Origin of the sequence: Veillonella sp. AF13-2 (assembly GCF_003603295.1) — a bacterium.
In the GTDB taxonomy this organism is placed as follows: domain Bacteria; phylum Bacillota; class Negativicutes; order Veillonellales; family Veillonellaceae; genus Veillonella; species Veillonella parvula_E.
Window position 1 is genome coordinate 386,256 of the sequence record NZ_QTMT01000003.1, and the last position, 26,069, is coordinate 412,324.

The following is a 26,069-nucleotide window of genomic DNA, read 5'->3' on the forward strand; positions in this document are numbered from 1 at the left end:
GAATGACGGTGTAACTATGCGTATGTATGATATTATTCTGAAGAAAAGGGCGAACTTGCCGTTAACAGATGAGGAAATCCGCTTTGTCATAGATGGTTATGTAAAGGGGGAAATCCCTGATTACCAAGTGAGTGCGCTCTTGATGACCATAGTTTTTAATGGTATGAATGCTCGCGAACTAGGAACTTTGACCTTGGCTATGGCTCAATCAGGTAATATGGTAGATCTATCGAATATTGATGGGATTACCGTAGATAAACATAGTACAGGTGGCGTAGGAGATAAGACCACACTTATTATTGCGCCTCTCGTAGCCGCTTGTGGAGGCAAGGTGGCTAAGATGTCTGGTCGTGGACTTGGTCATACAGGCGGCACTATTGACAAGATGGAGTCCATTCCAAATTTAAAGGTATCTTTAGAGCAAGATGCTTTTATCAATCAAGTTAATCAAATCGGTCTTGCTGTTATAGGTCAGTCGGAAGAGCTTGCACCTGCTGATAAAAAGCTATATGCTTTGCGCGATGTGACGGGAACTGTGGATAGTATCCCTCTTATTGCATCCTCTGTTATGAGCAAAAAATTGGCTTCTGGTGCTCAAGCAATTTTGTTAGATGTAAAGGTTGGCAGTGGTGCCTTTATGAAAAACATAGAGGATGCTCGTGAATTGGCTAAAGCAATGGTAGATATTGGAAAGGGAAATGGCCGTTCGGTTAAGGCTATTTTGACGGATATGGACCGACCGCTAGGACATGCTATTGGAAATGCCTTGGAGATTCGCGAGGTTATTGATACGTTGAAAGGTCATGGTCCAGAGGATTTAACGCATGAATGTATTATCATGGCTGCTCATATGCTCGTATTGAGCCATATGTGTGATTATGAAACTGCTCTTAATCGTGTGCAACAAGCACTAGATTCTGGCGCAGCCCTAGAGCGATTACGTTTAATGATTGAAGCCCAAGGTGGAGATAGCCGCGTTATCAATGATGAAAGTATATTGATAATCGGCCAGTTTACCTATGATGTGATAGCACCTCAAGACGGTTATATTATCCATATGAATACAGAACAATGCGGGATTGTATCCGTTATGCTTGGAGCCGGTCGGACCGTTAAAGATGGCCCCATCGATTATAGTGCAGGTATTGTAATGCACAAAAAAACTGGGGATGCCGTTAGCATGGGTGAAAGGATAGCTACACTATATGCTTCTGATGAAAGCTTATTCACTAATGCGGCTCAGACCTATTTAGCGGCGATTACTATTGGTAATACTGCACCTAAAGTAGTGGATACTATACTAGATATTGTAGAGTGAGGAGTGCAATATGAAAGAAAAGGATATTCAAAAGCTCATCGATCGTGCCATTGTGGCTCGCGACAAAACCTATAGTCCTTATTCACATTTTGGTGTGGGCGCAGCCCTTCTTTGCGAAGATGGAACCATCTATGAAGGGTGTAATATAGAAAACGCTTCTTATGGATTAACTAATTGTGCGGAGAGAACTGCTATATTTAAGGCCGTATCGGAAGGACAAACAAAATTTAAAGCCCTTGCTGTAGTTGCTGATACGGAAGGGCCTTGTGCACCATGTGGTGCTTGTCGTCAGGTGATTTCTGAATTTGAAATACCTCGTATTATAATGGCGAATTTAAGAGGGGACTATACAGTTGTTGAATTAGAAGGTTTATTACCTTTTAGATTCGGGGCCGATAACATATAAAAAAGAGACCACGTTGATGTGGTCTCTTTTTGGTATATCTTAAAATGCAGGAACAATAGCACCTTGGTATTTTTCTTGGATGAATTTGATAATTTCAGGGCTATGAAGTGCAGCCATCAATTTTTTGATGCGAGGGTCATTTTCATTGCCTTTAAGTACAGTTACGATATTTACGTAAGGGGAATCGTTATTTTCAATTGCCAATGCATCTTTGCCAGGGTTAAGACCTGCGTTTAATGCAAAGTTAGTATTGATAGCGGCTAAGGCTACATCGTCAAGGGAACGAGGTACTTGTGCTGCTTCTAATTCTACGAATTGATATTCGTTAGGGTTTGCAGTAATATCTTGTACGGTAGATAAGATGTTAGTGGAGTCTTTTAATGTAATTAGACCTTGTTTTTGTAACAACAATAATGCACGACCACCGTTTGTAGGGTCATTAGGAATAGCGATTTTAGCGCCTTTTGGAAGATCTTTCAAATCTTTGATTTTACGGGAGTATAAACCCATTGGCTCAAGATGAACACCACCGGCAGATACTAAGTCAAGTTTGTGAGCTTTTGCGAATTCCTCCATGTAAGGTACGTGTTGGAAGAAGTTGGCATCAATCTCTTTGTCCCCTAAAGCCAAGTTAGGTGTGTTGTAATCAGTAAATTCAGTGATTTTTAATTCGATACCATCTTTTGCTAAGATTGGTTTAACTTGTTCCAAAATTTCTGCGTGAGGTACTGCTGTTGCCCCAATTTTTAATACTTGTTTGCCATCGCTAGCAGCTTGTTTGTTGTCGTTACCACAGCCTGCGATTAATAAAGCGCCGCCAAGGATTACAGTAGCTGCCAATGCTAAAAATTTTCTCATTAGACACACTCCTTATACAATAATTACATATAAAATATTAAATCTATAGTACTAAATAATTTCCTATCTATCAAGAAGGAATTATTATAGGTTCTCCATAACTAAAAACTATGGAGAACCTATAATATAAGTATGTTCATTTTTAAAACAATTTGCCCATGATAAGTCCAATCGCCCACATTAGTTGATAAATCATAGCGGCCCCAGCGGTAGTGCCCATAGCCTTATCTAGTTGGAACTCATCTGTATTGGTAGATAATGTATGAATTGTTTTGAAAGCTAGTGGTGCTGCAAGGAACGCTAATAAGGCGAACCATGTCATATGGCCTACTATAATCCAAGCAATGATCCAAATAAAATTGAAAATATATGAGATACTCATTAAGCTGAGTGCTCTTTCGCGACCAAGCACGATTGGCAACGTGTGACGTCCATGGCTTTCATCATTACGAATATCTCGGATATTATTCGTCAACATGATGGAACCAACTAGCAATGTAGATGGAATTGCAGGAATTAACAGGGCTAAGGATAATTCTCGTATCCAGGCATAGCCTGTAATGAGTACGATAGCAAAACCCATGGCGATACCAGAGGAAATTTCTCCAAATGGTGTTCGAGAAATTGGTTTTGGACCGCCAGAGTAAAGAAAACTAATTAGAATACATAAGAAGCCTACAGGAATGTAGTACCAAGTTATAGTAGCAGATAAATAAAGACCAATAATAATGGGTACAAACATGAGTACTTTAATCATCGTTATAATGAGCTCTGGTGTTATAACGCCACGTGTGATAGAACCAGCATTACCTACCTTTTGACCAGCATCGAGTCCAGATTTAAAGTCTTTATATTCATTCCATAAATTAGCTACAATTTGGGCTGTTACAACCGCTAAAAATATGAGCACTGTATGGAAAATGGCAAGACCTGTACCCTGAGCAGCACCAAATGCGTAATAACTAAAGGCGGCACCTAAAATGGTAGGCCCCAATGCAGCAGCTAATGTGCGAGGCCTAGTGAGGGGAATTAATTCTTGTATCATGTTAAAAGCACACCGAGTGTGCACTCCTTTCCATTTCTCATACATATATCATCTTTACATGTCTATTTATGTATTGTATAGCAGAAAGGTAAGCTTGTAAATTATACTATACAGTTATATATGTCGATATAGTATAATAATTAATATATACAGTATAGATTATCCTTTAAACTCTTAATATATACTGCACGGATTATCTAACAATCTATACATAGTGTATTGTTAAAAAGGTGAGGTGTCTTATGAGAACTCTCAATAAAAAGTTGATGACCTTGGCTTGTGCCACCTGTTTAACTGTGGGTATGGGGGCAGTGGCATGCGCTGATACGGTAGATTTAGGTTATGGTATGAACGTAGAGACTCGTAATGGTGTTAAAGCATCTGTTATAGATTCAGTTTCCACAAATCCTAATTTGAGAACAAAAGAACAAAATGTAATGGTAAATGAAGTTAATGCGCTAGCAGCAAAAAGGCTTGGTGAGCATATAAAAGAAGTGTACCATGCAGAGGTGCCACCATTCCAAGGGAAGGTTATAGATGGATACAACTTGTATCAACTATCTGGTGATAGTGCTTTAGGTCATCATACAGCATGGTTGGTAAATTATAATGTGAATAAAGATATTATTAACTATTCTGGTGATGTAGCAACACAAATAGTTAATTCCGTTATGGCAGATAAAAAAGCGGAGAAACTTCCTGATGCTAAACCATATTCAAGATCTAATGCAGAAAATTTTATTACTAGTTTGAAGCCGATAAGTTTAGATCAAAAGTCCTTAAAACCTGTTATGGAAAAATTCAATACTAGAGTGAATTATGATATGAATACACAGTTAAATCTAATGGCCATAGAAGGTAAAAAGTTATCTCCTAAGGACCAGCTAGCTACACAAGAAGTAGTCGATGTTCTAAAAAAGATTATTCCTAATTTTTCTGTACAAGCTACAGACTTTTCTGCTAGACCATATACTTCAAAATTTGGTGTAATGCAGGCGATGTCTATGCGTGGCAGTTTAAATTATGATGGATTTATGCTACCTGGTTCTCTAGGATTGTATATGTTACCACAAGATGAAGGGCTCACTATACAATTACTAGTAACAGAAGATACAAGTCACGATTATTGGACTAAACAATTGGAATCAATGTATAGCTTAAAAGCTCTAAAGGGAGGAAATAAATAATGAAACCATTAAAAACTCTCGTGTTAGCAACTTGTTTAGTTGGTGCTGTTACAAGTTTTGCTAGTGCTAAGGATGTAAACACTTTGGTAGGAACAATGTCGATTCCTAATAATGTTACACTAGCTACGGCGTCTAATACTAATACATTAGGTATTGTAAAAGATATAATTGCTAAAGAAAATGCAAAGCCAAACACGCATCAAATGACAAGACAAAGTAATCAACAAGCTTTAGCTGTATTGGATCAGATGGGAATTAGCTACGACATATATCAGCTACAAGGTGAGGATAAAACTGGTCAAAAAGATGCATTCGTAGTAGCTGTAGATGTTAAACAAATAGCGCAACAAGTAGCTAAAGAAAAGGCTAATGATCCTATGTTTATAGCTGCTATGACGGCTCTTGATAAAGGTCAAATTGATCCTGTAACAGAGCAACTTTTATTAGGAACAATAAATAAACAGATTCCCACTAGCACAACGGTAGTTCCTTTAAATGGACCTATTAATGTATCTAGTCGTGATCCCCAAAAAGCAACGATTATGCCTAAAACACTTAAAACTCTAACCGTAGAAAATGCAGAACAAGTACATCCGGTGGCTGGTACAAAATATCAAACATATGCAGCAAGCTCTCGCTTGTTATATGCAGATGGAAATGTACAAACTCCACTCTATGCAAATGCTACATTTGTGTTGAAGCCAGGAAAACCAGTGTTGTATGTAGGTATAACAACTGATGTACAACGTGATTATTTCAAACCAATATTTGACAATGCATTCAAATCAATTAAATAATTGGTTATATACGTACTTTTATGTAATATGTGATATATTGAGGTAAGTTATATATATCGAGGCATTAACATGAGTTTCGCACCTTAAATATAGTCATATTAATTTATATTTATTTATAAAAGGAGATTTATCATGAAAACAATTTCTACAGACAAAGCACCAGCAGCAGTAGGCCCTTACTCTCAAGCTAAAGTGGTTGGCAGTTTATTATTTGCTTCTGGTCAAATTCCACTCAATCCTGCAACTGGTACAGTTGTTGAAGGGGGCATTGTAGAGCAAACTGAACAAGTATGCAAAAATATTGAAGCCGTATTGACTGAAGCTGGTACAGACTTTTCCAAAGTTGTTAAAACAACTTGCTTCTTAGCTGATATTGGTGATTTCAAAGCATTTAATGAAGTGTATGCTAAATATTTCACTTCTAAACCAGCTCGTTCATGTGTAGCAGTAAAAGACCTTCCATTAGGCGTTATTGTAGAAGTGGAAATTATTGCGGAAGTATAAGATGGATTATATTTCTTTGTTACAGTCAGAGATGCGTCCTGCCTTCGGTTGTACTGAGCCAATTGCATTGGCTTATGCGGCTGCGAAGGCAGTCTCTGTTTTAGATGAGTTTCCTAACCATATTCATGCAAGATGCAGCGCGAATATTATCAAAAATGTAAAATCTGTAGTCATTCCAAATTCTGGGGGGCGAAAAGGACTAACGGCGGCCGCTACACTGGGTGCTATTGTAGGTCATTCAGAGCGTGAACTAGAAGTATTGGAATCTGCTACAGACGAAGATCGCAAATGGCTTGGCACATTGCTTGATGCCAACTTCTGTACCGTTTCACTCGCTGAAGGCGTAGATAATCTATATATAGAAATCACTGCAGAAACAGATGAACATACAGCGATTGTTCGCATTGAAAATGACCATACGAATGTAACCTATGTATCAGTAGATGGCGAGATTGTCTCTGAAACAGTCAATGAAATCAAGAAAGCAGCTAAAACAGAATATGCCATGACCTTCGATAGCATTTACGAATTTGCTTTAACAGGTGATATTTCTGGTATCCTACCTCAAATCAAACAGCAAGTTGAGTATAATACTGCAATTTCTAAGGAAGGTCTGTCCAATGATTATGGATCTAATATTGGACAATTGTTATTGTTAGATGAAGAAAATCCATCTCTCGAAACGAAATGTAAGGCTCGTGCCGCAGCTGGCTCTGATGCGCGTATGAGTGGCTGCCCATTGCCTGTCGTTATTTGCTCTGGCTCCGGTAACCAAGGCTTAACCGTATCTGTGCCAATCATTACGACTGCAGAGGAACTTGGTAAAAGTGAAGATGAATTGTATCGAGCGCTCGTCTTTGCTAACTTGCTAACGCTTTATGTTAAATCTGGTATTGGTAAATTGTCTGCATACTGTGGCGTTGTATCTGCCGGTGTGGTAAGCGTAGCAGGCATAGCCTTTTTGAAAGGTGATAGTAAAGATATCATCGAGAACACTCTTGTAAATGGTCTTGCAAGTCTATCTGGTATCGTATGTGATGGTGCGAAACCATCCTGTGCAGGTAAAATTGCAATTTCCCTTGATGGCGCCTTTATGGGATATAAACAAGCTCGCCTTAACAAAAACTACCAAAAAGGCGATGGCCTTGTAGCATACTCCGTTGATGAAACTATCCGCAGTATTGGTTGTGGCACAAGGTATGAAAGAAACGGACGTAGTTATATTGAATGAAATGCTAAAACACTAAACTGCAAGTGACGTGGTTAGCTGAATATAAAAAGAACCCTTCGTTGGTCTGTACCTTCAAAAATTGTGTCCAATTTTTGGGGTACAGTTCACGTGAAGGGTTCTTTTTTGTTTACTGTAATTTTTTAGGATCTTTAAGTATCAATGAAGCCCCAAGACCCACTACTAGGAATGGTACGAGTGTCATCATAGCGGCAGGTAAAGTATAGGTATCCGCAAGGTTACCTACTACAGGTGCGATGATACCGCCGATAGTTTGGCTCACCCCGAGGGTAATACCGGACGCAAAGCCGATGCTTTTAGCGAGGTAGGTTTGGCCTAGTACGATAACGGGGCTGTAGCTAAGAGCTTTAGCAGCGCCAATCATGAGTAGTAACATATAGGCTACAGGCATCATGATAACAGGGGAGAAGGTTGGCACTTCTGTTAATAGGAACATGGCTGGCAACCAAATCAATAGGGATAGTCTAATGATTTTGATGGGACCATATTTGTCGCCTAATAGACCGCCAATATATGTCATGAAGATACCGATACTAAAGAATATGGTTAATGCAAAGCTCCCTTGCTCTGGGCTAGTGCCGAGTTCACGAGTCCAGAAGATAGGAATAAATGCATTAATAACGCGGAAGTTTACCGATTGGCTTAGGATGATAACGAACAAGATACCAAAGTATTTCCAGTAATTTTTGAGTGGTTTTGCTACAAGTGTTGGATTTTCCATAGCTACCGCTAGGTCGATAGTGCGTGCACAAGTTACTATGCGCGGCATGAGGACGAATAAAACCGTTGAGATGATAAGACCTACTATGGTGAAAGCTGCCAGCCCATGAGGGCCTACTGTATAGGCAATAGAGCCCGCAAAGAGTGGGCCGATGGCAAAACCAGAGCTACCACCGATGGCGAAGGTACCCATGGCTTTACCTTTTTTACCACCTCCGAGGCGATTCATGATTTTCGCTCCTTCAGGGTGGAAGATAGAGGAGCCTACACCAGCTAAGGTAGCACAAACAAGTAAGCTTTCATAGGAGGTTACAAAACCCATGGCACCTGTGCTACAAGCAGAGAGCAGAACACCTAAGGCGATAAGCCGTGGCTGATTGATCTTGTCAGAGACATAACCTAATAATGGCTGTAACAATGAAGATAATGCTGTATTGGCTAATATGAGAAAGCCTGCTTGCTCTAAACTAAGTCCATAAGTGTAGATAAATAATGGCAAGAGGGCAGGTAATACACTTTGACAGGAGTCGTTAATCATATGACTCACCGTAATGAGATAAGGGTAATATTTTTTCATAGTAGTGGTCCTTTTGCAAAAAAGCGCTAACCTCGGTTAGCGCTTTATATATTTTATATGGCAGAGGAGGAGGGATTTGAACCCCCGCGCCGGTTGCCCGACCTACCGCATTTCGAGTGCGGACCCTTCAGCCTCTTGGGTACTCCTCCGTGTTTTACGGCGCTCTTTAAAAAAGTCTTTCATGATTTGACTACATTCATCACCAAGGATACCCGATGCTAATTCAGGTTCATGATTTAAACCAGGGTGAGAGAGTACATTGAAAAGAGATTCTACAGCGCCTCCTTTGTAATCACTTGCACCATATACAACACGGTCAATACGACTGTTGATGATGGCTCCAGCGCACATCGGACACGGCTCTATCGTAACATACAGGGTACAACCAGTCAACCGCCAGCGCTTGAGTACATCGCATGCTTCGCGGATGACGAGCACTTCTGCATGAGCCGTTGCATCGTGATCTAATTCGCGGCGATTATGGTGGCGTGAAATGATTGTATTGTTTTGAACTAAAATGGCGCCGATAGGAATTTCTCCTAGAGCATAAGCTTTGTGGGCCTCCTCTAGGGCAAAACCCATAAAATATTCATCACGGCTACGCTCATCCATATTTTTAATCTCTATAGGTGTAATGTTCTTTGTCATTCTCATACCTCTTAATGTATAATATCTTACATAAAGTCTATCATAGTGTGCGAAGTTATGCGAATAGATTGTGTGAGGGTATTATGGATATTATTTGGTATATATTTGATATGATTGGCACTATTGCCTTTGCTATCTCCGGAGCACTTGTTGGGGTGGCGCGGAGAATGGATATATTTGGTATGGCTGTATTGGCACTGGCTACGGCAATCGGTGGTGGAATTGTACGTGATGTTCTCTTGGGGTATTTTCCGCCGAATTCATTACGCAATATTGTATATGTAACTGTGGTTATTTCCGTAACAATTATCGTATTTATTATCTATAACAGCCGTTATCGCAAGCATGCTATGGGCCCTCGTAGCCGAGCAAGCTATTTATTAGCCGATGCAGTTGGGTTGGCATCTTTTACAGTAACTGGAGCATCTGCAGGGTTTAAACTATATCCAGAGTTGCCAATTTTCATTGTTTTATTAGGAACTATTACTGCTGTTGGAGGTGGTATTATCCGAGATATGCTGGCTCAACGGATTCCGTCTGTTTTGAAAGAAGATGTGTACGCTCTGCCTAGTGTTATTGGGGGCATCGTTTATTACTTAATGGTTATTTCTAACTGGGTTGGAGAGGCTGTATATGGTGCGTTTACCGTTGTACTAGTTATCCGTTTACTAGCTATTAAATATAATTGGAGCTTACCCAAAGTGCGCTAAAGCTAAAGGCACTGCATTTGAGAAATAACAGGTAAATGATATAATTATACTATTAAGTATTTCATAAAAGTGTCAGAAAAAAAGAGTATTATATAAAAGTTAATTTTCGAGTCGAGAGTACTCGTGTACACAGAAGGAGATTTGCTTTATGACAAATAAATGGTTGAAAGTAGCATTAATGGTTACAGCCATTGCTACAGGTACATCCATCAAAATTGATGCAGAAACCGTATTATATGTACCTCAAGATGATCGTCCTGTAAGTTTGCAATATACAGTTGATACAGCTCGTGAGGCGGGTATGACTGTGTTGACACCACCTCAACACTTGATTTCTGGTAAGACGTACCAAGGTCAAGCTGATCAAATTATGGCTTGGGTAGAGCAAAATGCAGGTCGTGCTGATGTTATGGTATTAAGTACAGATACTCTTATTTATGGAGGTCTTGTAGATTCTCGTAAACATAATATTCCTCTTAGCACATTGCAAAATCGCTTGAAACGTATTGAAGGTTTAAAAGCGCGTAATAAAAATGTACGCATCTATGGATTTGGTACCGTAATGCGTTCCCCACGCGCGAGTGGTGGTGGTACTGAACCGGCCTACTATGCGGAATATGGCCCAACTATCTTCCAAATCGCTGCATTACAAGATAAATTAGATTCTGGCTCTTTAACGCAAGAAGAAACTCAAAAATTGATGAGCCTACAAGCCTCTGTTCCTGTGGAATACTTGCAAGACTGGTTTGACCGCCGTCAAAAAAATATGAAAATCAACAAAGAGTTGATTGATGAAACTCGCAGTGGTGTATTCGACTACTTTGCATTAGGTCATGATGATACATCTCAATTATCTCAATCCGCTCTAGAAGGTCGTTACCTTAACAAATATTCCAAGGATATTTCTGTTGAAAAATACGGTAGCTTCCCTGGTGCTGACCAACTTGGTCTCTTATTGATGGCGCGTTCCCGTACCGATGTGAGCACAGAAAAACCTACATTCTCCGTAATTTATCCACTCGGTGGCGGAGGTAAAACATTACCAGGTTACGAAGATCAAACGATTGATAAAACAATTGCTCAACACGTTGAGGCTGTAGGTGGCACAATGGTGACACAAGGTAAACCAACTGTATTATTGGCTGTTAATACACCTCTTACTACGAGTACAGGCGAGTCTGAAAACTTCGAAAACTTCCCAATGATCTCTAACTCTACAAATGCTTTCGTAGATCGCATTCAGCAAGCTGTTGACTCTGGTGTGAACGTAAGCGTTGCAGATATTGCTTTCAATAATGGCGCAGATAATACATTGGTATCCGCTATGTATAAACGAGATTTGTTGTACAAAATCGGTGCGTATAATGGTTGGAATACAGCAAGTAACACAGTAGGTTACGCTATTGCTCAAGGATTATTGCTTAAATCTATGAGTCCAGAAGGTCATCGTGATATGTTGACGCAACAATATTTGGATAACTGGGCATATCAAGCAAATATTCGTAAAGATATTTATCGTATGCAAGATTCTATCAGAACAGACAATGTTCGTTACTCTGGTGAATTAAATGAACGTCTTGAAAGTTACTTAGGTGAACGCATTCAAGATTTCGCTGAAAAATACCTTAAAATCAATCCTCGTACAGTAAAAGCTACATTCCCATGGGGTCGTCTATTTGAAACGGATATCACTGTTTATGCCAAACCAGTGGTACCACTTGAAAAAGAATTGCGCTTGAAACGAGAAGCTGAAGCAAAAGCTAAGGCTGAAGCAGAAGCTAAGGCTAAGGCAGAAGCGGCTGCTAAAGCAAATGGTCAGGCTGTACCAGCACAAGCCGCACAACCTGAAAAAGCTGCAACGCCTCAAATACCTACATCTACACCTCCTGTAGTTAAACAACCAGCTACAGAGTCTCAAGGTCCACGTGTGGTACCGACACCTACAGTGGCACCTGGTCAATAGTGAATAGGCAATGGCTATGAAAAAAGCGTTTTTACCGGAAATTACTTATATGCGAGGCCTCTGTATGCTCGGTGTTATCGGCATTCATGTAGGATCTTACGCATTGCAAAATCCTTTTGTAAATTTAGAACTCATTAGCGTATTAGAAATTCTTTCTCGCTTTGGGGTGCCTGCGTTTTTCTTCCTCTCTGCATTTGGCTTGTTTTATCATACCTCGGTAGAGGGACCATTCTCATATAAGGAATTTATGCACCGCCGCATTCAGGTGGTGCTATTTCCATATATTACGTGGTCCATCTTTTACTTGCTATATACAGGGATGACAGCTCATAACCTTAGCAATTTACATCCAGGGCCGTTGTCGATAAATTTACTCTTTGGTACCTCTATGTATCATCTATATTTTATGGTTATTTTGCTATGGTTCTACGTGATGATGCCATTATGGCGGGCAATGGTGAAAGTCATCTTAAAACGGCCTATATTTTGGATGGTGTTACTATTTGTCATCCAAGTTGGTATCGATTATGTTTCGTCTTACATGCTTGGTCGTTGGGTAACAGAAAATCTAAGTAATCAGCCAGTTCTTAAATATCTTTTTGATATGCGACTCAACTATTGGGTTATTCATTATGTGTGGATTTTCCTTTTAGGTGCCGTATGTGCTGAACGATATGAAACCGTCTGCGAATATATGTGGCGTTATCGTTACCTTTTAGGCGTCAGTGCGGTAAGCTCCGTATTGTTGATGCTTGGCTCCTATTACTATGTCATGGACGTATGGCATTACACTGTGTTGGAAGCAATTTACACGGTACATCAAATGAGTCCTATGGGCGTTCTTTATACAGGATTGGGAACGATGTTTAGTTTGTTCCTATTCCAAAGGCTACCTATGAATGTGACTATGGAGTCCATTTGGTCTGAGATAGGCGATAAATCGTATGGTATTTATTTAGCGCATCCATTTTGGTTGTTAATCATTTCTGGTGTGATGGCTAAATATAATCTCTTGTATACGGTGACCAACGTGCTAATTATGTATGGTATGGCGTTAGCATTATCTTATTTGACTACAGTGGCTCTTAATTATGTGCCTAAATCTATCCGTAAATTTATACTGGGGCATTAGTTTAGTATGAGAACTATTTTATAGAGAGCCCTAATTGGTGCTAGTACGTTAATGGTGTACGTAGTTTTAGTTAGTTTTGTAGTGCTGATTTAGTATAAAAATAATATTTGTTATACATCCGCTAGGATATAGTTTTTAACTATGGTATCCTAGCGGATTTTTGTATATCGAATTAATATCTTTCACAAAGTAAAGTGTGAAAATTTAAAAGTAATTGTGTTATAATAAGTCCATGATGATTACCACTTGATAGAGTAACGGAATAGAAAAAGAGGTGCTCCTATGCAAGAATTAACATATTTTAACGGTGAATTCGTCGAACCAGGTGCTAAAGTTATCAGCATTGATGATCGTGGCTATTTATTTGGTGACTCTGTATATGAAGTTGTTCGCGTCGTAAAAGGCCGTTGCTTCGCTTTGTCTTACCACCAAGATCGCTTGTATCGCTCTATGCGTGAAATGGATATCCCTGTAAAAATGACCCCTGATGATTTGACAGAATTGCACGAAATTTTGATCGAGCAAAGTGAAATCAAAGAGGGCTATATTTATTTACAAATCTCTCGTGGTGTAGCACCACGTCATCATGCTTATGATCGCTCCAAATTAGAACCACAAATGCTTATGTCTATCCGTACCTTGGATTTAGATGAAGTCAATAAATTGGGTGAAGGTGTAAAAGCGATAGCTTTGCCTGATGAACGTTGGGAACATGTAGATATTAAGACTACTAACTTGATCCCGAATATTTTGGCGCAAACAAAAGCAGAAAAGAAATTTGCCTATACAGCCATTTTGTTCCGTGATGGCATTTGTACAGAGGGCGCTACATCTAATGTGTTTGCTGTTAAAGATGGTATCTTGTACACGCATCCAGCGGATAATCATATCTTAAAAGGTATTACGCGCCAAATGATCTTAACCCGTGTAGCACCATCTTTAGGTATTACCATTATTGAGAAAGAATTTGACCGCACCTTTGTAGATGAAGCGGACGAACTATTCTTTACCGATACAATTGGTGGTGTCATTCCAATTACTAAGCTAGACAGAAATCCAGTATCTGGTGGTAAACCAGGTGCTATTACACTTCGTCTACGCGAAGCTCTAGAAAAATTGATGGAAGAAGGATTACCTTGATAGATAAGCTGCTTTCATCAAATAATACATATTTACCTTAAGAAAGGAAATTATTTTGATACAATTAGAACACATTAGTAAAGTCTATGAAGGCGCTACTCGTGTGGAAGCGTTGAAAGATATTAGCCTAAATGTGAAAGAAGGCGAAATCTTTGGCATTATCGGCCAATCTGGTGCCGGTAAATCCACATTGATTCGTTGCATCAATATGCTCGAAGCACCTACATCTGGCTCTGTTATCGTAAATGGTACAGACTTAACTACACTTAGCAAATCTGATTTGCGTAAAGCGCGAAAAGATATTGGCATGATTTTTCAACATTTTAACCTATTGTCCTCTCGTACCGTATATGACAATGTGGCATTTCCGTTGGAACTACAAGGAATGAGCAAATCTGAAATCAAGGAACGCATTACGCCGATTCTTGATATCGTAGGCCTTACAGACCGGATGAACAACTATCCATCTCAATTGTCTGGTGGTCAAAAGCAACGTGTTGGTATTGCTCGTGCTTTAGCGTCTAATCCAAAGGTCCTCCTTTGTGACGAAGCTACATCTGCCCTTGATCCTCAAACAACAGATTCTATTTTGAAATTGTTGAAAAATATTAATGAGAAGATGGGGCTCACTATTGTGCTCATTACACATGAGATGCACGTTATCCGTGAAATCTGTGATCGCGTGGCGGTTATTGAAGGTGGTGTCATCCTCGAAGAAGGTAGTACTATTGAAGTATTCACACATCCTCGCGAAAATACGACAAAAGAGTTTATTAGCTCTGTAGTGAGTGATAACTTACCTCCAGAAGCATTGGAACATCTAGAGTTGCATGATCAATGGATTGCAGGGACCGCGCCCTTAGTTCGTCTCAAATTTACAGGACAAGCAACAGATGAGCCTGTAGTAGCAGGCCTTGTAAGACGCTTTAATTTAGATGTAAGCATCCTTTTTGGTGGCATTGATTACATCCAAAATACGAGCGTTGGTCGCCTCATCGTTATCTTGAATGGTGACCCAGAAAATGCGCAAGAAGGTTTGGACTACATCAAAACATTACCAATTGAAAGCGAGGTGATCGGTTATGTCAGAGCAAATCATTAATCTACTCATAACTGGTACCCTTGATACATTGCAAATGACGATAATTTCTACCGTAATGGCAATGTTATTAGGTATTCCTCTTGGTGTTGTTTTGGTTGTTACTTCTAAAGGTCATATCTTAGAAAATGTAGCACTCAATAAAGTATTGGGTGCCATTGTCAATGCTACACGTTCTGTACCTTTCATCATCTTGATGGTTGCTATCATTCCGTTTACTCGTATGGTGGTAGGTACATCCATCGGTACAACTGCAGCATGTGTGCCGTTGACCATTGCGGCAATTCCGTTTTTGGCACGCCTTGTAGAAACGTCTATTAAGGACATCAATTTTGGCGTTATCGAGGCGGCTCAATCTATGGGGGCAAGCCCATTACTAATCATTTGGAAAGTATTATTACCAGAAGCATTGCCAACAATTATTGACAATGTAACGGTTCTTATCGTTAACCTCATCGGTTACTCTGCGATGGCTGGTGCTATTGGTGGTGGTGGCCTTGGGGATATTGCTATCCGATATGGTTACCAACGTTTCCAAGCAGATATTATGATCGCTACAATCATCATCTTGATTGTATTGGTACAAGTTGTACAAATGATTGGTGATGCTTGGTCTAAAGCGATGAATAAGAAGTAGGAGGATCCTATGAGTATCAATGAAAAATTGAGAAGTCAACAAAATGACGAATTGTTCACCGCCATTTTAACGCTTGAAAATACAGAGGAATGCTATGCATTTTTTGAAGATATCTGTACGATTAACGAATTAAAAGCATTATCTCAACGCTTACAAGTAGCAAAAATGCTTCGCGCAGGGGATAGCTATGAGAAAATCGTAGAAGAAACGGGTGCGAGTACTGCTACGATTAGTCGTGTAAAGCGCTGTTTAGTATATGGTGCGGATGGTTATACATTGGCCCTCGATCGTCTAGGTGCAAAATAAAATAAATTAGCATGACAACGGTGGCCTTTGGCGACCGTTGATGTGCTATCTGTAGGAGGTTTATTATGGAGTGGCTCATTACGGTAACAGGTTTACCATTTGATATCCTTATACTCGTTTTACTCGCCGTAGCTGGTGCGTTTGCTGGCTTTGTAGACTCCATTGTAGGCGGGGGAGGCCTCATTTCTGTACCTGCCATGTTATTAACAAATCTTCCACCTAGTGTGGCTCTAGGCAGTAATAAATTATCCAGTATCTTTGGTGCTGGCAGTGCATCGATTACATTTTTGAGAAATCACATGGTTGATTTTTCCCTAGTTCGTAAATTACTGCCTTTTACCTTTGTGGGTTCTATGCTTGGTACCTTGGCGGTTGTTTCTTTACCACCGCTATATGTAAAGCCTATTATTATCATATTACTTGTTTGTGTAACACTCTTTGTGGTGTTCAAAAAAGACTGGGGTGAAATCAATCGTACATCTCAGGTAGCAGGAAAAGCGCTATATATTTGTATGGCTTTTGCTCTTGGCATTGGTATATATGACGGCTTTATTGGTCCTGGTACAGGTACATTTCTGATTATGGGCTTTATCTTTACAGGCTTTGATTTTTTACATGCATCTGCTAATGCAAAAATATTGAATTTTACTAGTAATTTGGCGTCTTTATTGGTATTTTTATATTTAGGACACGTCAATGTTAAGTATGGTCTTGCCACCGGGGCAGGTCAAATTATAGGTGCTTATTTAGGCTCGCATTTGGCAATTGCGAAGGGCTCATCTTTGGTGCGAGTTGTATTCTTGTCGGTAACGACAGTTATGTTGTTGAAATTAGTCTATGACTATATTTCAACATTATAGGAGGGCAAGGTATGCCTCATAAAAGTGATGTTCAAGTGGCCTTGATTAGTGGTGGTACATCGGGTATTGGATTTGCTACGGCAAAGCTTTTACTTAAAGAAGGTTGGTGTGTAGTCATCAATGGTCGAAATGAAAAAGTTGGTCAAAAGGTTAAAACTAAGCTACGTCGCTATTCCTCTAAGGTGCAATATATTCAAGGTGATGTATCTAAAATTGAGGACTGTCAGCGAATTGTAAAAGAAACAGTAGATTTATTTGGTGGGGTGTCTGCTCTTGTAACAGCTGCAGGCTATTATGAAGAAGAGTTACTAGCTGATGTTACAGAGGCAGCTTTTGATGAAATGTTTGGAACCAATGTAAAAGGTACTGTATTCTTATGCCAAGCGGCGCTTCCCTATTTACGGTCTTCAAAGGGCAGTATTGTAACGATTGCTAGTGATGCGGGTTTACAAGGTAATGTAGCTTGTTCTGTATATGGTGCGTCAAAGGGAGCTGTAGTGAGCTTTACAAAATCTCTATCCCTTGAAATGGCACCTCACAGTGTTCGTGTAAACTGTGTGTGTCCTGGTGATGTAGATACATCATTAGTAGATAAACAGATTGCTAATGCCCACCAAGATGCGGCGGCTGCTAAGGCTGAAATGGGCCAACATTACCCATTAGGTCGTATTGCTAAGCCTCATGAAATTGGAGAAGTAATTGTATTTTTGTTGAGTAATAAGGCGTCTTTTGTGACAGGTGCAGCCTGGACAATCGATGGAGGACTCACAAGTTGGTAATATAGAAAATATTAGAAGCTATTATATATGGATAATTAGAAAAATTCATTTCACTTCTATCAATAGAATGGTATAATAATACTAATAATAAGACCTATAGTTGGTTCACAACAAAGGAGAATACTTATGGCAGAATATAATGGCGTAACACTTGAGCCCCTTACGGATGGATCTCAAGATCGTGACTATCAAGTTGAACAATTTATCTTCTGGGGGGCAGGTCGTGCGGCAGCATTGGCATTATCCTCTAAATTCAGCAGTGTCGCTTTGTGCGCCAATGCTACGTACATGGTAACTCGCATTGCTCATCTTTATGATGTAGAATTGCAAGCAGGTGCTGTAGTTGGTTTAGTAGGTGGTCTTAGCACAGCTGTAGGTACAGCTGCAGTATCCCTTCTAATTCCAATTAAAGCTGTTCGCGTTCCTGTAGCTATCGGTTTAACTTATGCTATTGGTAAAATTGCACATATTTGGATTCAAGATGGCATGCCTTCTGATATCGAACGTTACAAACCGATGGTTGCTGAATTCTTTGAAAATGGCAAAGCTATTGCTTCTGAAATCGTTCGTGATGCAAGTGCTAGCATTCCTTTCACTCAAGGTCAACGTGACGTATGGGCTGGGATTGCTAACGAAACAGGTCTTGCTAAAGAATCTTTAAAGCAAGTTTACGATGAAAAAGTAACACCTGCCATCAATAAATGGAATAATGAAACAAAATACCAAATTCATGATAACGCAGCAGAGGTTGTAGCAAAGGTTTCTGATGCAGCGAAAGAAAAAATTGATTCTGCTAAAGAAGGTATTGAAGTAGCCAAAGAATTCGCAAAAGGTGGTGTAGAAGTGGCAAAAGCTTCTGCACAAGTAGCAGTAGAAACTGCAAAAACTAAAGCCTCTGATGCTGTAGAGACAGCAAAAGATGTTGCTACAAACACTGTTAATACAGCGAAAGAAAAAATTGGCGGTTTGCGTAAATAAACGCTGAAGGATTATTATTACTATGAATCCATTTAATATTATTAAATATGGTAAGTATTTTAGCGAATCAAGATTTTTAGGGTTTCTTGGTCGATATGGTAAGAAACTTGCCTTTGTACAACAAGCAGTAACCTTGTTCCTTTGTTTTCGTGACAAGGATACTCCCAAATATGTAAAAGCGGTCATTGCAGGTGCCTTAGGGTATTTGGTATTACCTATTGATATTGTGCCGGATGCGATTGCTGTATTAGGTTGGGTAGATGATGTGGCAGTACTCGGATTAGCCTTTAAGATTGCGAATCGTTATATCAAAACGAGTCATCAAGAAGAGGCAAAAAAATTCTTTCCATTTGGTAGCAGTCGCTAACTTTTACCATTTTAGGCAGTTTGATCCACAGTGATTGAACTGCCTTTATTTATTTGACACACTAAAGTAATAGATATAGAATAAAAATTGTATACTATTTAAAAAGGACAGAATTTATGCATATTGCTTCAGTAAATGTACGATTTTATGAAACTGATATGATGGGGATTGCTCACCATAGTAACCATTTTAGATGGTTTGAAATGGCGCGCATTGAATTCCTTCGTAAGATCGGTGTCACTTTGTGGGATATGATGAATGAGGATATTGTATTTCCTATCATGAATGTATCTTGCAATTATAAAGAACCTGCGAATTTCGATGATGAACTTCACATCGAAACGTATTTGGTTAAGATGACGAGGGCTCAAATGGTGTTTCGCTATCGCATGCGCCGTGCTAGTGATGGAGCGTTACTTGCTACGGGGGAAACTAAGAACGCCTTTATGTCAAAATTAACAGGAAAAATTGTGCGATTAGACGATACTTTCTATCTGCCTATGTTAGCAGCTGTTGAGGAGATGCCGCATGAGTAATGTACAACAATTGCCTATCGGTGTATTTGATTCTGGTGTAGGCGGATTATCTGTGTTAAAGGTGTTACAAGAACAATTTCCTAACGAAGATTTCATCTATATCGGTGATAATGCGAATAATCCTGTAGGTAATCGCAGTGATGATGAAATTACTTATTTGGCGTGTCGTATTGCGGAGACGCTAGAAAAGCAGCCTGTTAAGTTGATGGTGATTGCCTGTAATACCTTCACCGTTGTGGCTCTTGATGCGGTACGTGAACTTGTATCTGTGCCAGTTATTGGTGTATCACAAGGTGTGAAAACAGCCATTAATAAAAGTAAAAGCAAGACTATCGGTATTATGGCAACCGTAGCCACTGTAAATAGTCATATTCATAAGCATGTGGCTTTAGAAGTTGATCATGAGGTTTTGGTTTGGGAACAACCTTGTCCAGAGTTGGCGGGGCTTATTGAACAAGGTCATTTAGATGATTACTTTGTTCGTGAAGTATGCAAGGATTATTTAGAACCTTTATTATCTCGAGAAATTGAGGTAGTCGTTTTGGGCTGTACTCATTTCCCATTTGTACAACCTTTACTAGAGGAACTAACGTCATGTCGCATTCAGTTCATTGATCCTGCTTTTGAAACAAGTGAATTGGTTCGTCACAGACTTGAGAGTAAAAATCTTTTCAATCCTCAAGATACTGTAGGCACCGTGACATTGTGTTTTACAAAGGATGTCGAACTTGGTGATGCATTGAGTGCATCCTTTCTTGATACAAGCCGTCGTACCATTGAACATATTACATTATAAAGGAGATACCCTATGTGGTTTTATAACATCCTCAGTGCAGTAATAGCTATTATTGTGGCTGTTGCAGCTCTGTACTTATTATTCCGTTTGTTTGTATTGAAACAAGGTAATGAAAATATTGTCTTATTAGCGAAACGAGCAACGAACTTTCAAGTATCTGATCGTAATTTTGAGTCCATTACGTTGTTCTGTGATATACCATTTGTAAATAAAGGGCGCCAATTAGGCACAATAATGGACTTATTTCCACGTCCATTATTACCAGAAGAACATTTTGATGCTATTAAGGTAAATGCTTGGGCTATGGATATTAATCGTCCACGTCAAGATGGATACTTTGAAGCTATAATTATCAAACCACGCAAAGGTGGCACAATTCGTGTATATGTTACATTAACAGGTAAAACTGGCAATATTCGAGAAGATATTAAGGGATTCCCTTATATGGACATCGATATTTACTACCAAATCGTAGGTCGGACAGACTATCATATCGATAAACAGCGTATTCGTTTGACTGCTGAAGAAGTTCAAGCAGCAATGGTTCAATAAGGAGGCATAACAATGGCAGAATTAGAGTTAGTATGTGTGCCAACACGTATTCTTACAGATAATGATGACATCGTTGATGCTATCGTTGAATTTGGCGGTCATAATATTGGACCTGAAGATATCGTATGCGTTGCTGAATCTGTAGTGGCTATTACGCAAGGCCGTTTTACACGTCCTGAAGAGCTAGATGTATGCTGGCAAGCTCGTTTAATTAATCGTTTTATTCATCCAGATGGCTCCATGGCATCTATTTATGGTATGCAATCGGCTATGAATTTGGACGGTAAATGGAAGGTGTTAGGTGCTTTTATTTTAGGTGCTATTGCTAAAATTTTCCGTAAACCTGGCGTGTTCTATGCAATTGCTCGTGCTGCATCCTTAACCGATGATGTAACGGGGACTATGCCTCCATTTGATAAGCATATTGTATTTGGTCCAAAGGATCCTGATAAAGTGGCTGAGAAAATTGTATCTCGCACTGGTTGTTATGGTGCCGTTGTAGCTGACGTTAATGACTTGAAACGGTCCGCTATTTTAGGTACAAGTCGTGGCATTGACGCTAAGAAAATTGCACAATTGTTGATTGATAATCCATTTGGTAATGATAGCCAAATGACTCCGATTGTTATCATCAAAAATTACGCATCTGTATCTGGTAAATAACAGAAGGCTGTACTCATCACATAGAGATGGGTACAGCTTTTTTATATATAATGAGATTGAATACGAACTAAACGCAGGGTTGAATAGGAATTGCATATTAGTTCAAATAGAGATTATATGCTAGCTTAAATTGAGTTTTCTTTACTCTGTTTTGAGTTTGTATAGATTCTTTATTAATACTAATAAGGAGGTTATATGTTACTAGGGTTAGACGTAGGTGGTACTTTTACCGATGCTGTTATCATTGATGGCCATCGTGTAGTGGCAACTGCCAAGAGGCGGACTACAAAGGATAATCTAATGAATGGTATAGGTGAGGCCTTAGATGCGGTTTTGGAGGGCTATGATACATCAAATATTGAACAAGTAACCTTATCTACTACCGTGGTGACGAATACCATCGTAGAAGAGAAGGAGCAAGTAGTAGATCTCTATGTGGTTACAGGTCCAGGCCGTAATGTAGATGATATATTCCCTGTGAAACCTATATACCTTCAAGGTTATACAGATCATAGAGGTATCGTTGTAGAGCATACCCCTGCTGATGCTGTACGTGGTATAGCCAACATGGTTCAAGCACGTAGTGGTACTGATTTGGCTGCTGTATCAGCTAAATTTGGTGTACGGAATCCTCAGGAAGAATTATCTATTACAGAGGAATTGAAAAACACATATCATACAATTTCTAATGGCAGTTTATTAAGTGGCTCTTTAAACTTTCCACGGCGTACTATTAGCGCTTACTTTAATAGCGCTGTGACACCCGTATTTACGGTATTTAAGGAAAATGTCGAAGACGCTCTCCGTGCTCGAAATATAGTGGCCCCGCTTCACATTTTAAAAGCAGATGGAGGCTCTCTTCCAATAGAACACATGGTGAGTCGCCCGGTAGAGACCGCCTTTACAGGCCCTGCCGCAACAGTTCTTGGACTATCTGCTCTTGGCGTTATAGGTAATCAGCATACAGTGGCTCTAGATATTGGAGGTACTACAACGGATATATCCCTCTGGAAGCATGGTAGACCATTGATGACAAAAAATGGTGTATCTATCCGTGAGTATCCAAGTGCAGTGCGATCCTTTGCCGTTACCTCGGTCGGCATTGGTGGGGAATCTGTAGTTCGTCTTAAAAATGGTAATCTTACCGTAGGTCCTGAACGAGTGGGACCATCGGTGGCTCTAGGTGGTGTAGAACCTACCTTGGGGGATGCACTTATCGTGCTCGGTCACGCGAACTATGGCGACTTTAATCTAGCATCACGAGCTTTACAAGATTTAGCAGATGCTATCCAGGCTACGTTGCAATCTAATAATGTAAATACCTTAAATAATCAACTAACTCTTATTAAGACCTCCTCTGATGTAGCAAGACTAATCCTACAAAATGCGTTGGAAACGATTCAACGTGGCGTAGATGAGGTTATAACGGTTGAGAATAAACGCCCTATTTATGTGGTGGCAGATATTGTAAATCCTGATATATTTGTGCCTGAACATATTGTTGTAGTAGGAGGCACGGCGCCAAGTCTCGGAGCGAGCATTGGAGAATATATGGATTTACCTATTACGATTCCAGAAAATGCAGCCGTAGCGAATGCTATTGGTGCTGCGCTAGCTTTATCTACCATCGAACTCACTGTCCATGTAGATACAAAACGTCGTTTGCTTGTTATTCCTGAATTAGGTATTAAACAGCAAAATTGTACTTTAAAACGAGCGGAACAAGTTGTAGAACGAGCTAAAGAGGCTCTCAGTGAAGAGGCTTTACGTTTAGGTTTAGATACGGCGCAAGAAATCGAGGTCATTAGCATTGAAGATTTCCCTGTGGTAGAGGGCTGGCAATCTATGGAGCGTTTAATTACGGTGAAAGTACAACTAGCGGCGGGGGTGAAACACTATGTGGAATAAAGGTTTATCCTATCGTGAGCGTCATGGCCTTATAGAAAAGAATATAAACACGAAACTGAATGACGACGTGAATTCTACTATTGATAAAGCTAAATATCATCACAGTTTAGGTCTTGTCTTTTTCCCTGCGTTTGACTGGAAAATTTCTGAAACACATCCTGAACGACAAGAGCGTTTACTCTATACGCGTGATCAAATTGTAGAAGAAGGTTTGTTAGATATACCGAATATTAGAGAATATAATCCAATAGTAGCTGATTGGGATACAATAGAGCGGGTTCATGTTGGTGTTCCAGATTTAGAGTCTTGGGTGACTGAAGCTCATCGAGTATCTGCTGGAGGTGCTATTGCGGCAGCTGATGCGGTCATGCGCGGTGAAGTAGATCGCGCCTTTGCATTGGTAAGACCACCAGGTCACCATGCGATGGCTATGGTTCATGGTATTCGTGGCTTCTGTACGATTAATATTGAAGCCGTTATGATTCAACACATACGTCAAACCTATGGAATCAAACGCGTTGCCGTAGTAGATACTGATGTACATCACGGTGATGGTTCTCAAGATGTGTTTTACCATGATCCTGATACGTTGTATATTAGCTTCCATCAAGATGGACGTACTTTATATCCTGGCACAGGCTTTATGGATGAATTTGGTGGACCTCAGGCCATCGGTGGTAACATCGATATTCCACTACCGCCTGGTACGGGTGACGAAGGCTTGATGAAGGTCATGCGTGAGCTTGTATTGCCTATCCTTGAAGAGTTTAATCCAGATATCGTCATTAACTCGGCTGGGCAAGATAATCACTTTAGCGATCCATTAGCCAATATGCAGGTAACTGCAAAAGGCTATGCAGAGTTAGTCGATTTATTACAAGCCGATATAGCAGTCTTAGAAGGGGGATATTCCGTACAGGAAGCATTGCCATATGTGAATACAGGTATCATTTTATCCATGGCAGGCCTTGATTACAGCAAGGTCGTAGAACCTGCCTTTGACCCTGTTAAATATAAACAAAGTCAAAGTGTAACAAATTATATAGATGAGCTTATCGCTAAGTGGAAGGTACAATGGGCTAATCGATATCGTATAGCAGAAGAAGAACGTGCTGGTGTAGGTGATATTTGGTCAAATCGTTACAATGTGTATTACGATGAAACGGGCGTACAAGAGGAGCGCCTTGAAAGGGTGCGCATGTACGAAGACAAGGTAGGCTGGCATAGCGTGCTTTCACGAGGACAATACGGCCCGTATGGGCCGCAAAGTGTATATGCGATGTTCATCCCTTGGCAAGCAGATAAAGGGACGCGTCAAGATGCTATCGCAGAAGCAAAACGAGCTAAAGCAGAAGGGGGAGCTAGCCGTTACGTTGTGGTAGATCCACTTGGTGACGGACAATATGAACTATAATGTTAATCTTTGTAAATGATAAGGTGAGTTATCATGTTAGAATCGTAAATTATAATATGATTCGTAATGCTGAAAAATAGAAAAATTATGATATAATATAAGAAATAACGCCCCTTTGTGTAAGGGGCGTTCTAATATTTAGTTTTAGAATGGTGAGGTTCCTATGCGCAGTGATAATAGAACAGCGGGTCAATTGCGACCTATTAAAATAACACGGAATTTTACAGAGTATGCAGAAGGTTCTGTACTTATTGAGTGTGGTAAGACCAAGGTTATCTGTACAGCTACTGTTGAAGATTCTGTGCCACGCTGGCTAAAAGGTTCTGGGCAAGGATGGGTAACTGCGGAATACTCATTATTGCCACGTTCTACGCAAACTCGCGTGAGCCGTGAGGCTGCAAAGGGAAAACAAACAGGACGGACTGTAGAAATTCAACGCCTTATCGGTCGTGCATTGCGTGCTGTTGTGGACCTTGAAGCATTAGGAGAGCGTTCTATCACTATCGACTGCGATGTGATTCAAGCGGATGGTGGTACACGAACAGCCTCGATTACCGGTGCCTTTGTAGCCCTCGTTGATGCGGTGGACTTCACCTTTGGCGGAGCTGGCAAATTTCCAATTACTGACTTCTGTGCAGCCATCTCCGTAGGTATTGGTCCAGATGGTCCTATTACGGACCTTTGTTACGAAGAGGATAGTGCCGCCATTGTAGATATGAATGTAGTCCGTACCGGTTCTGGTAATATGGTTGAAGTACAAGGCACAGGTGAACACGGTACATTTAATCGTGATGAGCTCAACGCTTTACTTGATTTAGCAGAGGCTGCTACAGATGAGCTCATGGCTAAACAACGTGAAGTACTTGGTGCGACAGCAGATAAAGTAGGTAAAGAGTATCCTACAGCTCCGGAGGTATAAA

27 protein-coding genes, 1 tRNA gene and 1 pseudogene are annotated in these 26,069 nt (G+C 40.0%); 24 read left to right on the plus strand and 5 right to left on the minus strand.

Annotated elements, in window-relative coordinates:
* The first annotated feature begins 16 nt into the window (after nucleotides 1–16).
* The gene (locus DWV85_RS07655; protein ID WP_123138460.1) at nucleotides 17–1,318 is read left to right on the plus strand and encodes a pyrimidine-nucleoside phosphorylase; all 1,302 of its coding nucleotides are present in this window, start codon (nucleotides 17–19) and stop codon (nucleotides 1,316–1,318) included.
* 10 nt (nucleotides 1,319–1,328) lie between these two features.
* Nucleotides 1,329–1,724, plus strand: a complete 396-nt coding sequence (locus tag DWV85_RS07660) for a cytidine deaminase (protein ID WP_004693640.1) — start codon at nucleotides 1,329–1,331, stop codon at nucleotides 1,722–1,724.
* A gap of 39 nt (nucleotides 1,725–1,763) precedes the next feature.
* On the opposite strand, the gene DWV85_RS07665 is transcribed toward DWV85_RS07660, so the two are convergent.
* Nucleotides 1,764–2,582, minus strand: a complete 819-nt coding sequence (locus DWV85_RS07665) for a MetQ/NlpA family ABC transporter substrate-binding protein (protein WP_004698373.1) — start codon at nucleotides 2,580–2,582, stop codon at nucleotides 1,764–1,766.
* Between the two features lie 142 nt (nucleotides 2,583–2,724).
* Nucleotides 2,725–3,627: a 1,4-dihydroxy-2-naphthoate octaprenyltransferase gene (menA, locus tag DWV85_RS07670; RefSeq protein ID WP_060919515.1), complete on the minus strand. Its 903-nt coding sequence runs from the start codon at nucleotides 3,625–3,627 to the stop codon at nucleotides 2,725–2,727.
* 242 nt (nucleotides 3,628–3,869) lie between these two features.
* Between menA and DWV85_RS07675 the strand changes: the two genes are divergently transcribed.
* From DWV85_RS07675 to DWV85_RS07690, 4 genes and pseudogenes are all read left to right on the plus strand, one after another.
* Nucleotides 3,870–4,814 (plus strand): glutamyl-tRNA amidotransferase, encoded by a 945-nt coding sequence (locus DWV85_RS07675; protein WP_123138461.1) that lies wholly within the window; start codon nucleotides 3,870–3,872, stop codon nucleotides 4,812–4,814.
* Nucleotides 4,814–5,611 carry a hypothetical protein gene (locus DWV85_RS07680; protein ID WP_123138462.1) on the plus strand — a complete coding sequence of 266 codons (798 nt, stop codon included), beginning with the start codon at nucleotides 4,814–4,816 and terminating at the stop codon, nucleotides 5,609–5,611. The genes DWV85_RS07675 and DWV85_RS07680 overlap by 1 nt, the downstream gene beginning before the upstream one ends.
* 132 nt (nucleotides 5,612–5,743) lie before the next feature.
* Nucleotides 5,744–6,115: a RidA family protein gene (locus tag DWV85_RS07685; RefSeq protein ID WP_004693629.1), complete on the plus strand. Its 372-nt coding sequence runs from the start codon at nucleotides 5,744–5,746 to the stop codon at nucleotides 6,113–6,115.
* A 1-nt stretch (nucleotide 6,116) separates the two neighbouring features.
* Nucleotides 6,117–7,362: pseudogene (locus tag DWV85_RS07690) on the plus strand (L-serine ammonia-lyase, iron-sulfur-dependent, subunit alpha).
* Between the two features lie 111 nt (nucleotides 7,363–7,473).
* On the opposite strand, the gene DWV85_RS07695 reads toward DWV85_RS07690, so the two are convergent.
* The 3 genes from DWV85_RS07695 to tadA form a co-directional block, all read right to left on the minus strand.
* Nucleotides 7,474–8,661, minus strand: a complete 1,188-nt coding sequence (locus DWV85_RS07695; RefSeq protein WP_123138463.1) for an MFS transporter — start codon at nucleotides 8,659–8,661, stop codon at nucleotides 7,474–7,476.
* Nucleotides 8,662–8,719: 58 nt separating this feature from the next.
* Nucleotides 8,720–8,810, minus strand: a tRNA-Ser gene (locus tag DWV85_RS07700).
* Entirely contained in the window at nucleotides 8,764–9,309 is a 546-nt protein-coding gene (gene tadA / locus DWV85_RS07705) for a tRNA adenosine(34) deaminase TadA (RefSeq protein ID WP_207798798.1), read from the minus strand. The genes DWV85_RS07700 and tadA overlap by 47 nt, the downstream gene beginning before the upstream one ends.
* A gap of 83 nt (nucleotides 9,310–9,392) precedes the next feature.
* On the opposite strand from tadA, the gene DWV85_RS07710 reads away from it, so the two are divergent.
* The 18 genes from DWV85_RS07710 to rph all read left to right on the plus strand — a co-directional run bounded on the left by DWV85_RS07710 (nucleotide 9,393) and on the right by rph (nucleotide 26,068).
* A complete protein-coding gene (locus DWV85_RS07710) occupies nucleotides 9,393–10,019 on the plus strand; it encodes a trimeric intracellular cation channel family protein (RefSeq protein ID WP_004693621.1) in 627 nt (208 codons plus the stop codon).
* A gap of 148 nt (nucleotides 10,020–10,167) precedes the next feature.
* Nucleotides 10,168–11,982: a DUF4127 family protein gene (locus DWV85_RS07715; RefSeq protein WP_123138464.1), complete on the plus strand. Its 1,815-nt coding sequence runs from the start codon at nucleotides 10,168–10,170 to the stop codon at nucleotides 11,980–11,982.
* Nucleotides 11,983–11,992: 10 nt separating this feature from the next.
* Nucleotides 11,993–13,114 carry an acyltransferase gene (locus tag DWV85_RS07720; RefSeq protein ID WP_123138465.1) on the plus strand — a complete coding sequence of 374 codons (1,122 nt, stop codon included), beginning with the start codon at nucleotides 11,993–11,995 and terminating at the stop codon, nucleotides 13,112–13,114.
* A 282-nt stretch (nucleotides 13,115–13,396) separates the two neighbouring features.
* Nucleotides 13,397–14,254, plus strand: coding sequence for an aminotransferase class IV (locus DWV85_RS07725; RefSeq protein WP_008602746.1), 858 nt, complete (start codon nucleotides 13,397–13,399; stop codon nucleotides 14,252–14,254).
* A gap of 55 nt (nucleotides 14,255–14,309) precedes the next feature.
* Complete coding sequence (locus tag DWV85_RS07730; protein WP_021147815.1) at nucleotides 14,310–15,356, plus strand: methionine ABC transporter ATP-binding protein; 1,047 nt, start codon at nucleotides 14,310–14,312, stop codon at nucleotides 15,354–15,356.
* A complete protein-coding gene (locus DWV85_RS07735) occupies nucleotides 15,337–15,990 on the plus strand; it encodes a methionine ABC transporter permease (protein WP_060919524.1) in 654 nt (217 codons plus the stop codon). Before DWV85_RS07730 ends, DWV85_RS07735 begins: the two co-directional genes overlap by 20 nt.
* 9 nt (nucleotides 15,991–15,999) lie before the next feature.
* Nucleotides 16,000–16,296 (plus strand): YerC/YecD family TrpR-related protein, encoded by a 297-nt coding sequence (locus tag DWV85_RS07740; RefSeq protein ID WP_004693609.1) that lies wholly within the window; start codon nucleotides 16,000–16,002, stop codon nucleotides 16,294–16,296.
* 65 nt (nucleotides 16,297–16,361) lie between these two features.
* The gene (locus DWV85_RS07745) at nucleotides 16,362–17,156 is read left to right on the plus strand and encodes a TSUP family transporter (RefSeq protein WP_008715639.1); all 795 of its coding nucleotides are present in this window, start codon (nucleotides 16,362–16,364) and stop codon (nucleotides 17,154–17,156) included.
* A gap of 11 nt (nucleotides 17,157–17,167) precedes the next feature.
* Nucleotides 17,168–17,935, plus strand: a complete 768-nt coding sequence (locus DWV85_RS07750) for an SDR family oxidoreductase (protein ID WP_118090942.1) — start codon at nucleotides 17,168–17,170, stop codon at nucleotides 17,933–17,935.
* Between the two features lie 126 nt (nucleotides 17,936–18,061).
* Nucleotides 18,062–18,913 (plus strand): hypothetical protein, encoded by an 852-nt coding sequence (locus tag DWV85_RS07755; RefSeq protein ID WP_123138466.1) that lies wholly within the window; start codon nucleotides 18,062–18,064, stop codon nucleotides 18,911–18,913.
* A 22-nt stretch (nucleotides 18,914–18,935) separates the two neighbouring features.
* Nucleotides 18,936–19,280 carry a YkvA family protein gene (locus tag DWV85_RS07760; RefSeq protein WP_004693603.1) on the plus strand — a complete coding sequence of 115 codons (345 nt, stop codon included), beginning with the start codon at nucleotides 18,936–18,938 and terminating at the stop codon, nucleotides 19,278–19,280.
* 116 nt (nucleotides 19,281–19,396) lie between these two features.
* Nucleotides 19,397–19,816: a thioesterase family protein gene (locus DWV85_RS07765; protein ID WP_004693602.1), complete on the plus strand. Its 420-nt coding sequence runs from the start codon at nucleotides 19,397–19,399 to the stop codon at nucleotides 19,814–19,816.
* Nucleotides 19,809–20,612, plus strand: a complete 804-nt coding sequence (murI, locus tag DWV85_RS07770; RefSeq protein ID WP_004698316.1) for a glutamate racemase — start codon at nucleotides 19,809–19,811, stop codon at nucleotides 20,610–20,612. Before DWV85_RS07765 ends, murI begins: the two co-directional genes overlap by 8 nt.
* Nucleotides 20,613–20,624: 12 nt before the next feature.
* Nucleotides 20,625–21,164 carry a hypothetical protein gene (locus DWV85_RS07775; RefSeq protein ID WP_004698324.1) on the plus strand — a complete coding sequence of 180 codons (540 nt, stop codon included), beginning with the start codon at nucleotides 20,625–20,627 and terminating at the stop codon, nucleotides 21,162–21,164.
* Nucleotides 21,165–21,176: 12 nt separating this feature from the next.
* Complete coding sequence (locus DWV85_RS07780) at nucleotides 21,177–21,827, plus strand: coenzyme F420-0:L-glutamate ligase (protein WP_004698361.1); 651 nt, start codon at nucleotides 21,177–21,179, stop codon at nucleotides 21,825–21,827.
* 195 nt (nucleotides 21,828–22,022) lie between these two features.
* Entirely contained in the window at nucleotides 22,023–23,735 is a 1,713-nt protein-coding gene (locus tag DWV85_RS07785; RefSeq protein WP_123138467.1) for a hydantoinase/oxoprolinase family protein, read from the plus strand.
* Entirely contained in the window at nucleotides 23,725–25,149 is a 1,425-nt protein-coding gene (locus DWV85_RS07790) for a histone deacetylase (protein WP_123138468.1), read from the plus strand. Before DWV85_RS07785 ends, DWV85_RS07790 begins: the two co-directional genes overlap by 11 nt.
* 163 nt (nucleotides 25,150–25,312) lie before the next feature.
* Nucleotides 25,313–26,068, plus strand: coding sequence for a ribonuclease PH (gene rph / locus DWV85_RS07795; RefSeq protein ID WP_105087097.1), 756 nt, complete (start codon nucleotides 25,313–25,315; stop codon nucleotides 26,066–26,068).
* Nucleotide 26,069: the final 1 nt, after the last annotated feature.

What these genes read in the sequence shown, in the direction of transcription:
- DWV85_RS07775 (WP_004698324.1), top strand. Translation starts at nt 20,625, where the DNA reads ATGTGGTTTTATAACATCCTCAGTGCAGTAATAGCTATTATTGTGGCT.
- DWV85_RS07765 (WP_004693602.1), top strand. Translation starts at nt 19,397, where the DNA reads ATGCATATTGCTTCAGTAAATGTACGATTTTATGAAACTGATATGATG.
- DWV85_RS07740 (WP_004693609.1), top strand. Translation starts at nt 16,000, where the DNA reads ATGAGTATCAATGAAAAATTGAGAAGTCAACAAAATGACGAATTGTTC.
- menA (WP_060919515.1), bottom strand. Translation starts at nt 3,627, where the DNA reads ATGATACAAGAATTAATTCCCCTCACTAGGCCTCGCACATTAGCTGCT.
- DWV85_RS07785 (WP_123138467.1), top strand. Translation starts at nt 22,023, where the DNA reads ATGTTACTAGGGTTAGACGTAGGTGGTACTTTTACCGATGCTGTTATC.
- DWV85_RS07685 (WP_004693629.1), top strand. Translation starts at nt 5,744, where the DNA reads ATGAAAACAATTTCTACAGACAAAGCACCAGCAGCAGTAGGCCCTTAC.
- DWV85_RS07750 (WP_118090942.1), top strand. Translation starts at nt 17,168, where the DNA reads ATGCCTCATAAAAGTGATGTTCAAGTGGCCTTGATTAGTGGTGGTACA.
- rph (WP_105087097.1), top strand. Translation starts at nt 25,313, where the DNA reads ATGCGCAGTGATAATAGAACAGCGGGTCAATTGCGACCTATTAAAATA.
- DWV85_RS07745 (WP_008715639.1), top strand. Translation starts at nt 16,362, where the DNA reads ATGGAGTGGCTCATTACGGTAACAGGTTTACCATTTGATATCCTTATA.
- DWV85_RS07790 (WP_123138468.1), top strand. Translation starts at nt 23,725, where the DNA reads ATGTGGAATAAAGGTTTATCCTATCGTGAGCGTCATGGCCTTATAGAA.
- DWV85_RS07660 (WP_004693640.1), top strand. Translation starts at nt 1,329, where the DNA reads ATGAAAGAAAAGGATATTCAAAAGCTCATCGATCGTGCCATTGTGGCT.
- DWV85_RS07665 (WP_004698373.1), bottom strand. Translation starts at nt 2,582, where the DNA reads ATGAGAAAATTTTTAGCATTGGCAGCTACTGTAATCCTTGGCGGCGCT.
- DWV85_RS07715 (WP_123138464.1), top strand. Translation starts at nt 10,168, where the DNA reads ATGACAAATAAATGGTTGAAAGTAGCATTAATGGTTACAGCCATTGCT.
- DWV85_RS07680 (WP_123138462.1), top strand. Translation starts at nt 4,814, where the DNA reads ATGAAACCATTAAAAACTCTCGTGTTAGCAACTTGTTTAGTTGGTGCT.
- DWV85_RS07755 (WP_123138466.1), top strand. Translation starts at nt 18,062, where the DNA reads ATGGCAGAATATAATGGCGTAACACTTGAGCCCCTTACGGATGGATCT.
- DWV85_RS07760 (WP_004693603.1), top strand. Translation starts at nt 18,936, where the DNA reads ATGAATCCATTTAATATTATTAAATATGGTAAGTATTTTAGCGAATCA.
- tadA (WP_207798798.1), bottom strand. Translation starts at nt 9,309, where the DNA reads ATGACAAAGAACATTACACCTATAGAGATTAAAAATATGGATGAGCGT.
- DWV85_RS07735 (WP_060919524.1), top strand. Translation starts at nt 15,337, where the DNA reads ATGTCAGAGCAAATCATTAATCTACTCATAACTGGTACCCTTGATACA.
- DWV85_RS07780 (WP_004698361.1), top strand. Translation starts at nt 21,177, where the DNA reads ATGGCAGAATTAGAGTTAGTATGTGTGCCAACACGTATTCTTACAGAT.
- DWV85_RS07675 (WP_123138461.1), top strand. Translation starts at nt 3,870, where the DNA reads ATGAGAACTCTCAATAAAAAGTTGATGACCTTGGCTTGTGCCACCTGT.
- DWV85_RS07655 (WP_123138460.1), top strand. Translation starts at nt 17, where the DNA reads ATGCGTATGTATGATATTATTCTGAAGAAAAGGGCGAACTTGCCGTTA.
- DWV85_RS07695 (WP_123138463.1), bottom strand. Translation starts at nt 8,661, where the DNA reads ATGAAAAAATATTACCCTTATCTCATTACGGTGAGTCATATGATTAAC.
- DWV85_RS07720 (WP_123138465.1), top strand. Translation starts at nt 11,993, where the DNA reads ATGGCTATGAAAAAAGCGTTTTTACCGGAAATTACTTATATGCGAGGC.
- murI (WP_004698316.1), top strand. Translation starts at nt 19,809, where the DNA reads ATGAGTAATGTACAACAATTGCCTATCGGTGTATTTGATTCTGGTGTA.
- DWV85_RS07710 (WP_004693621.1), top strand. Translation starts at nt 9,393, where the DNA reads ATGGATATTATTTGGTATATATTTGATATGATTGGCACTATTGCCTTT.
- DWV85_RS07725 (WP_008602746.1), top strand. Translation starts at nt 13,397, where the DNA reads ATGCAAGAATTAACATATTTTAACGGTGAATTCGTCGAACCAGGTGCT.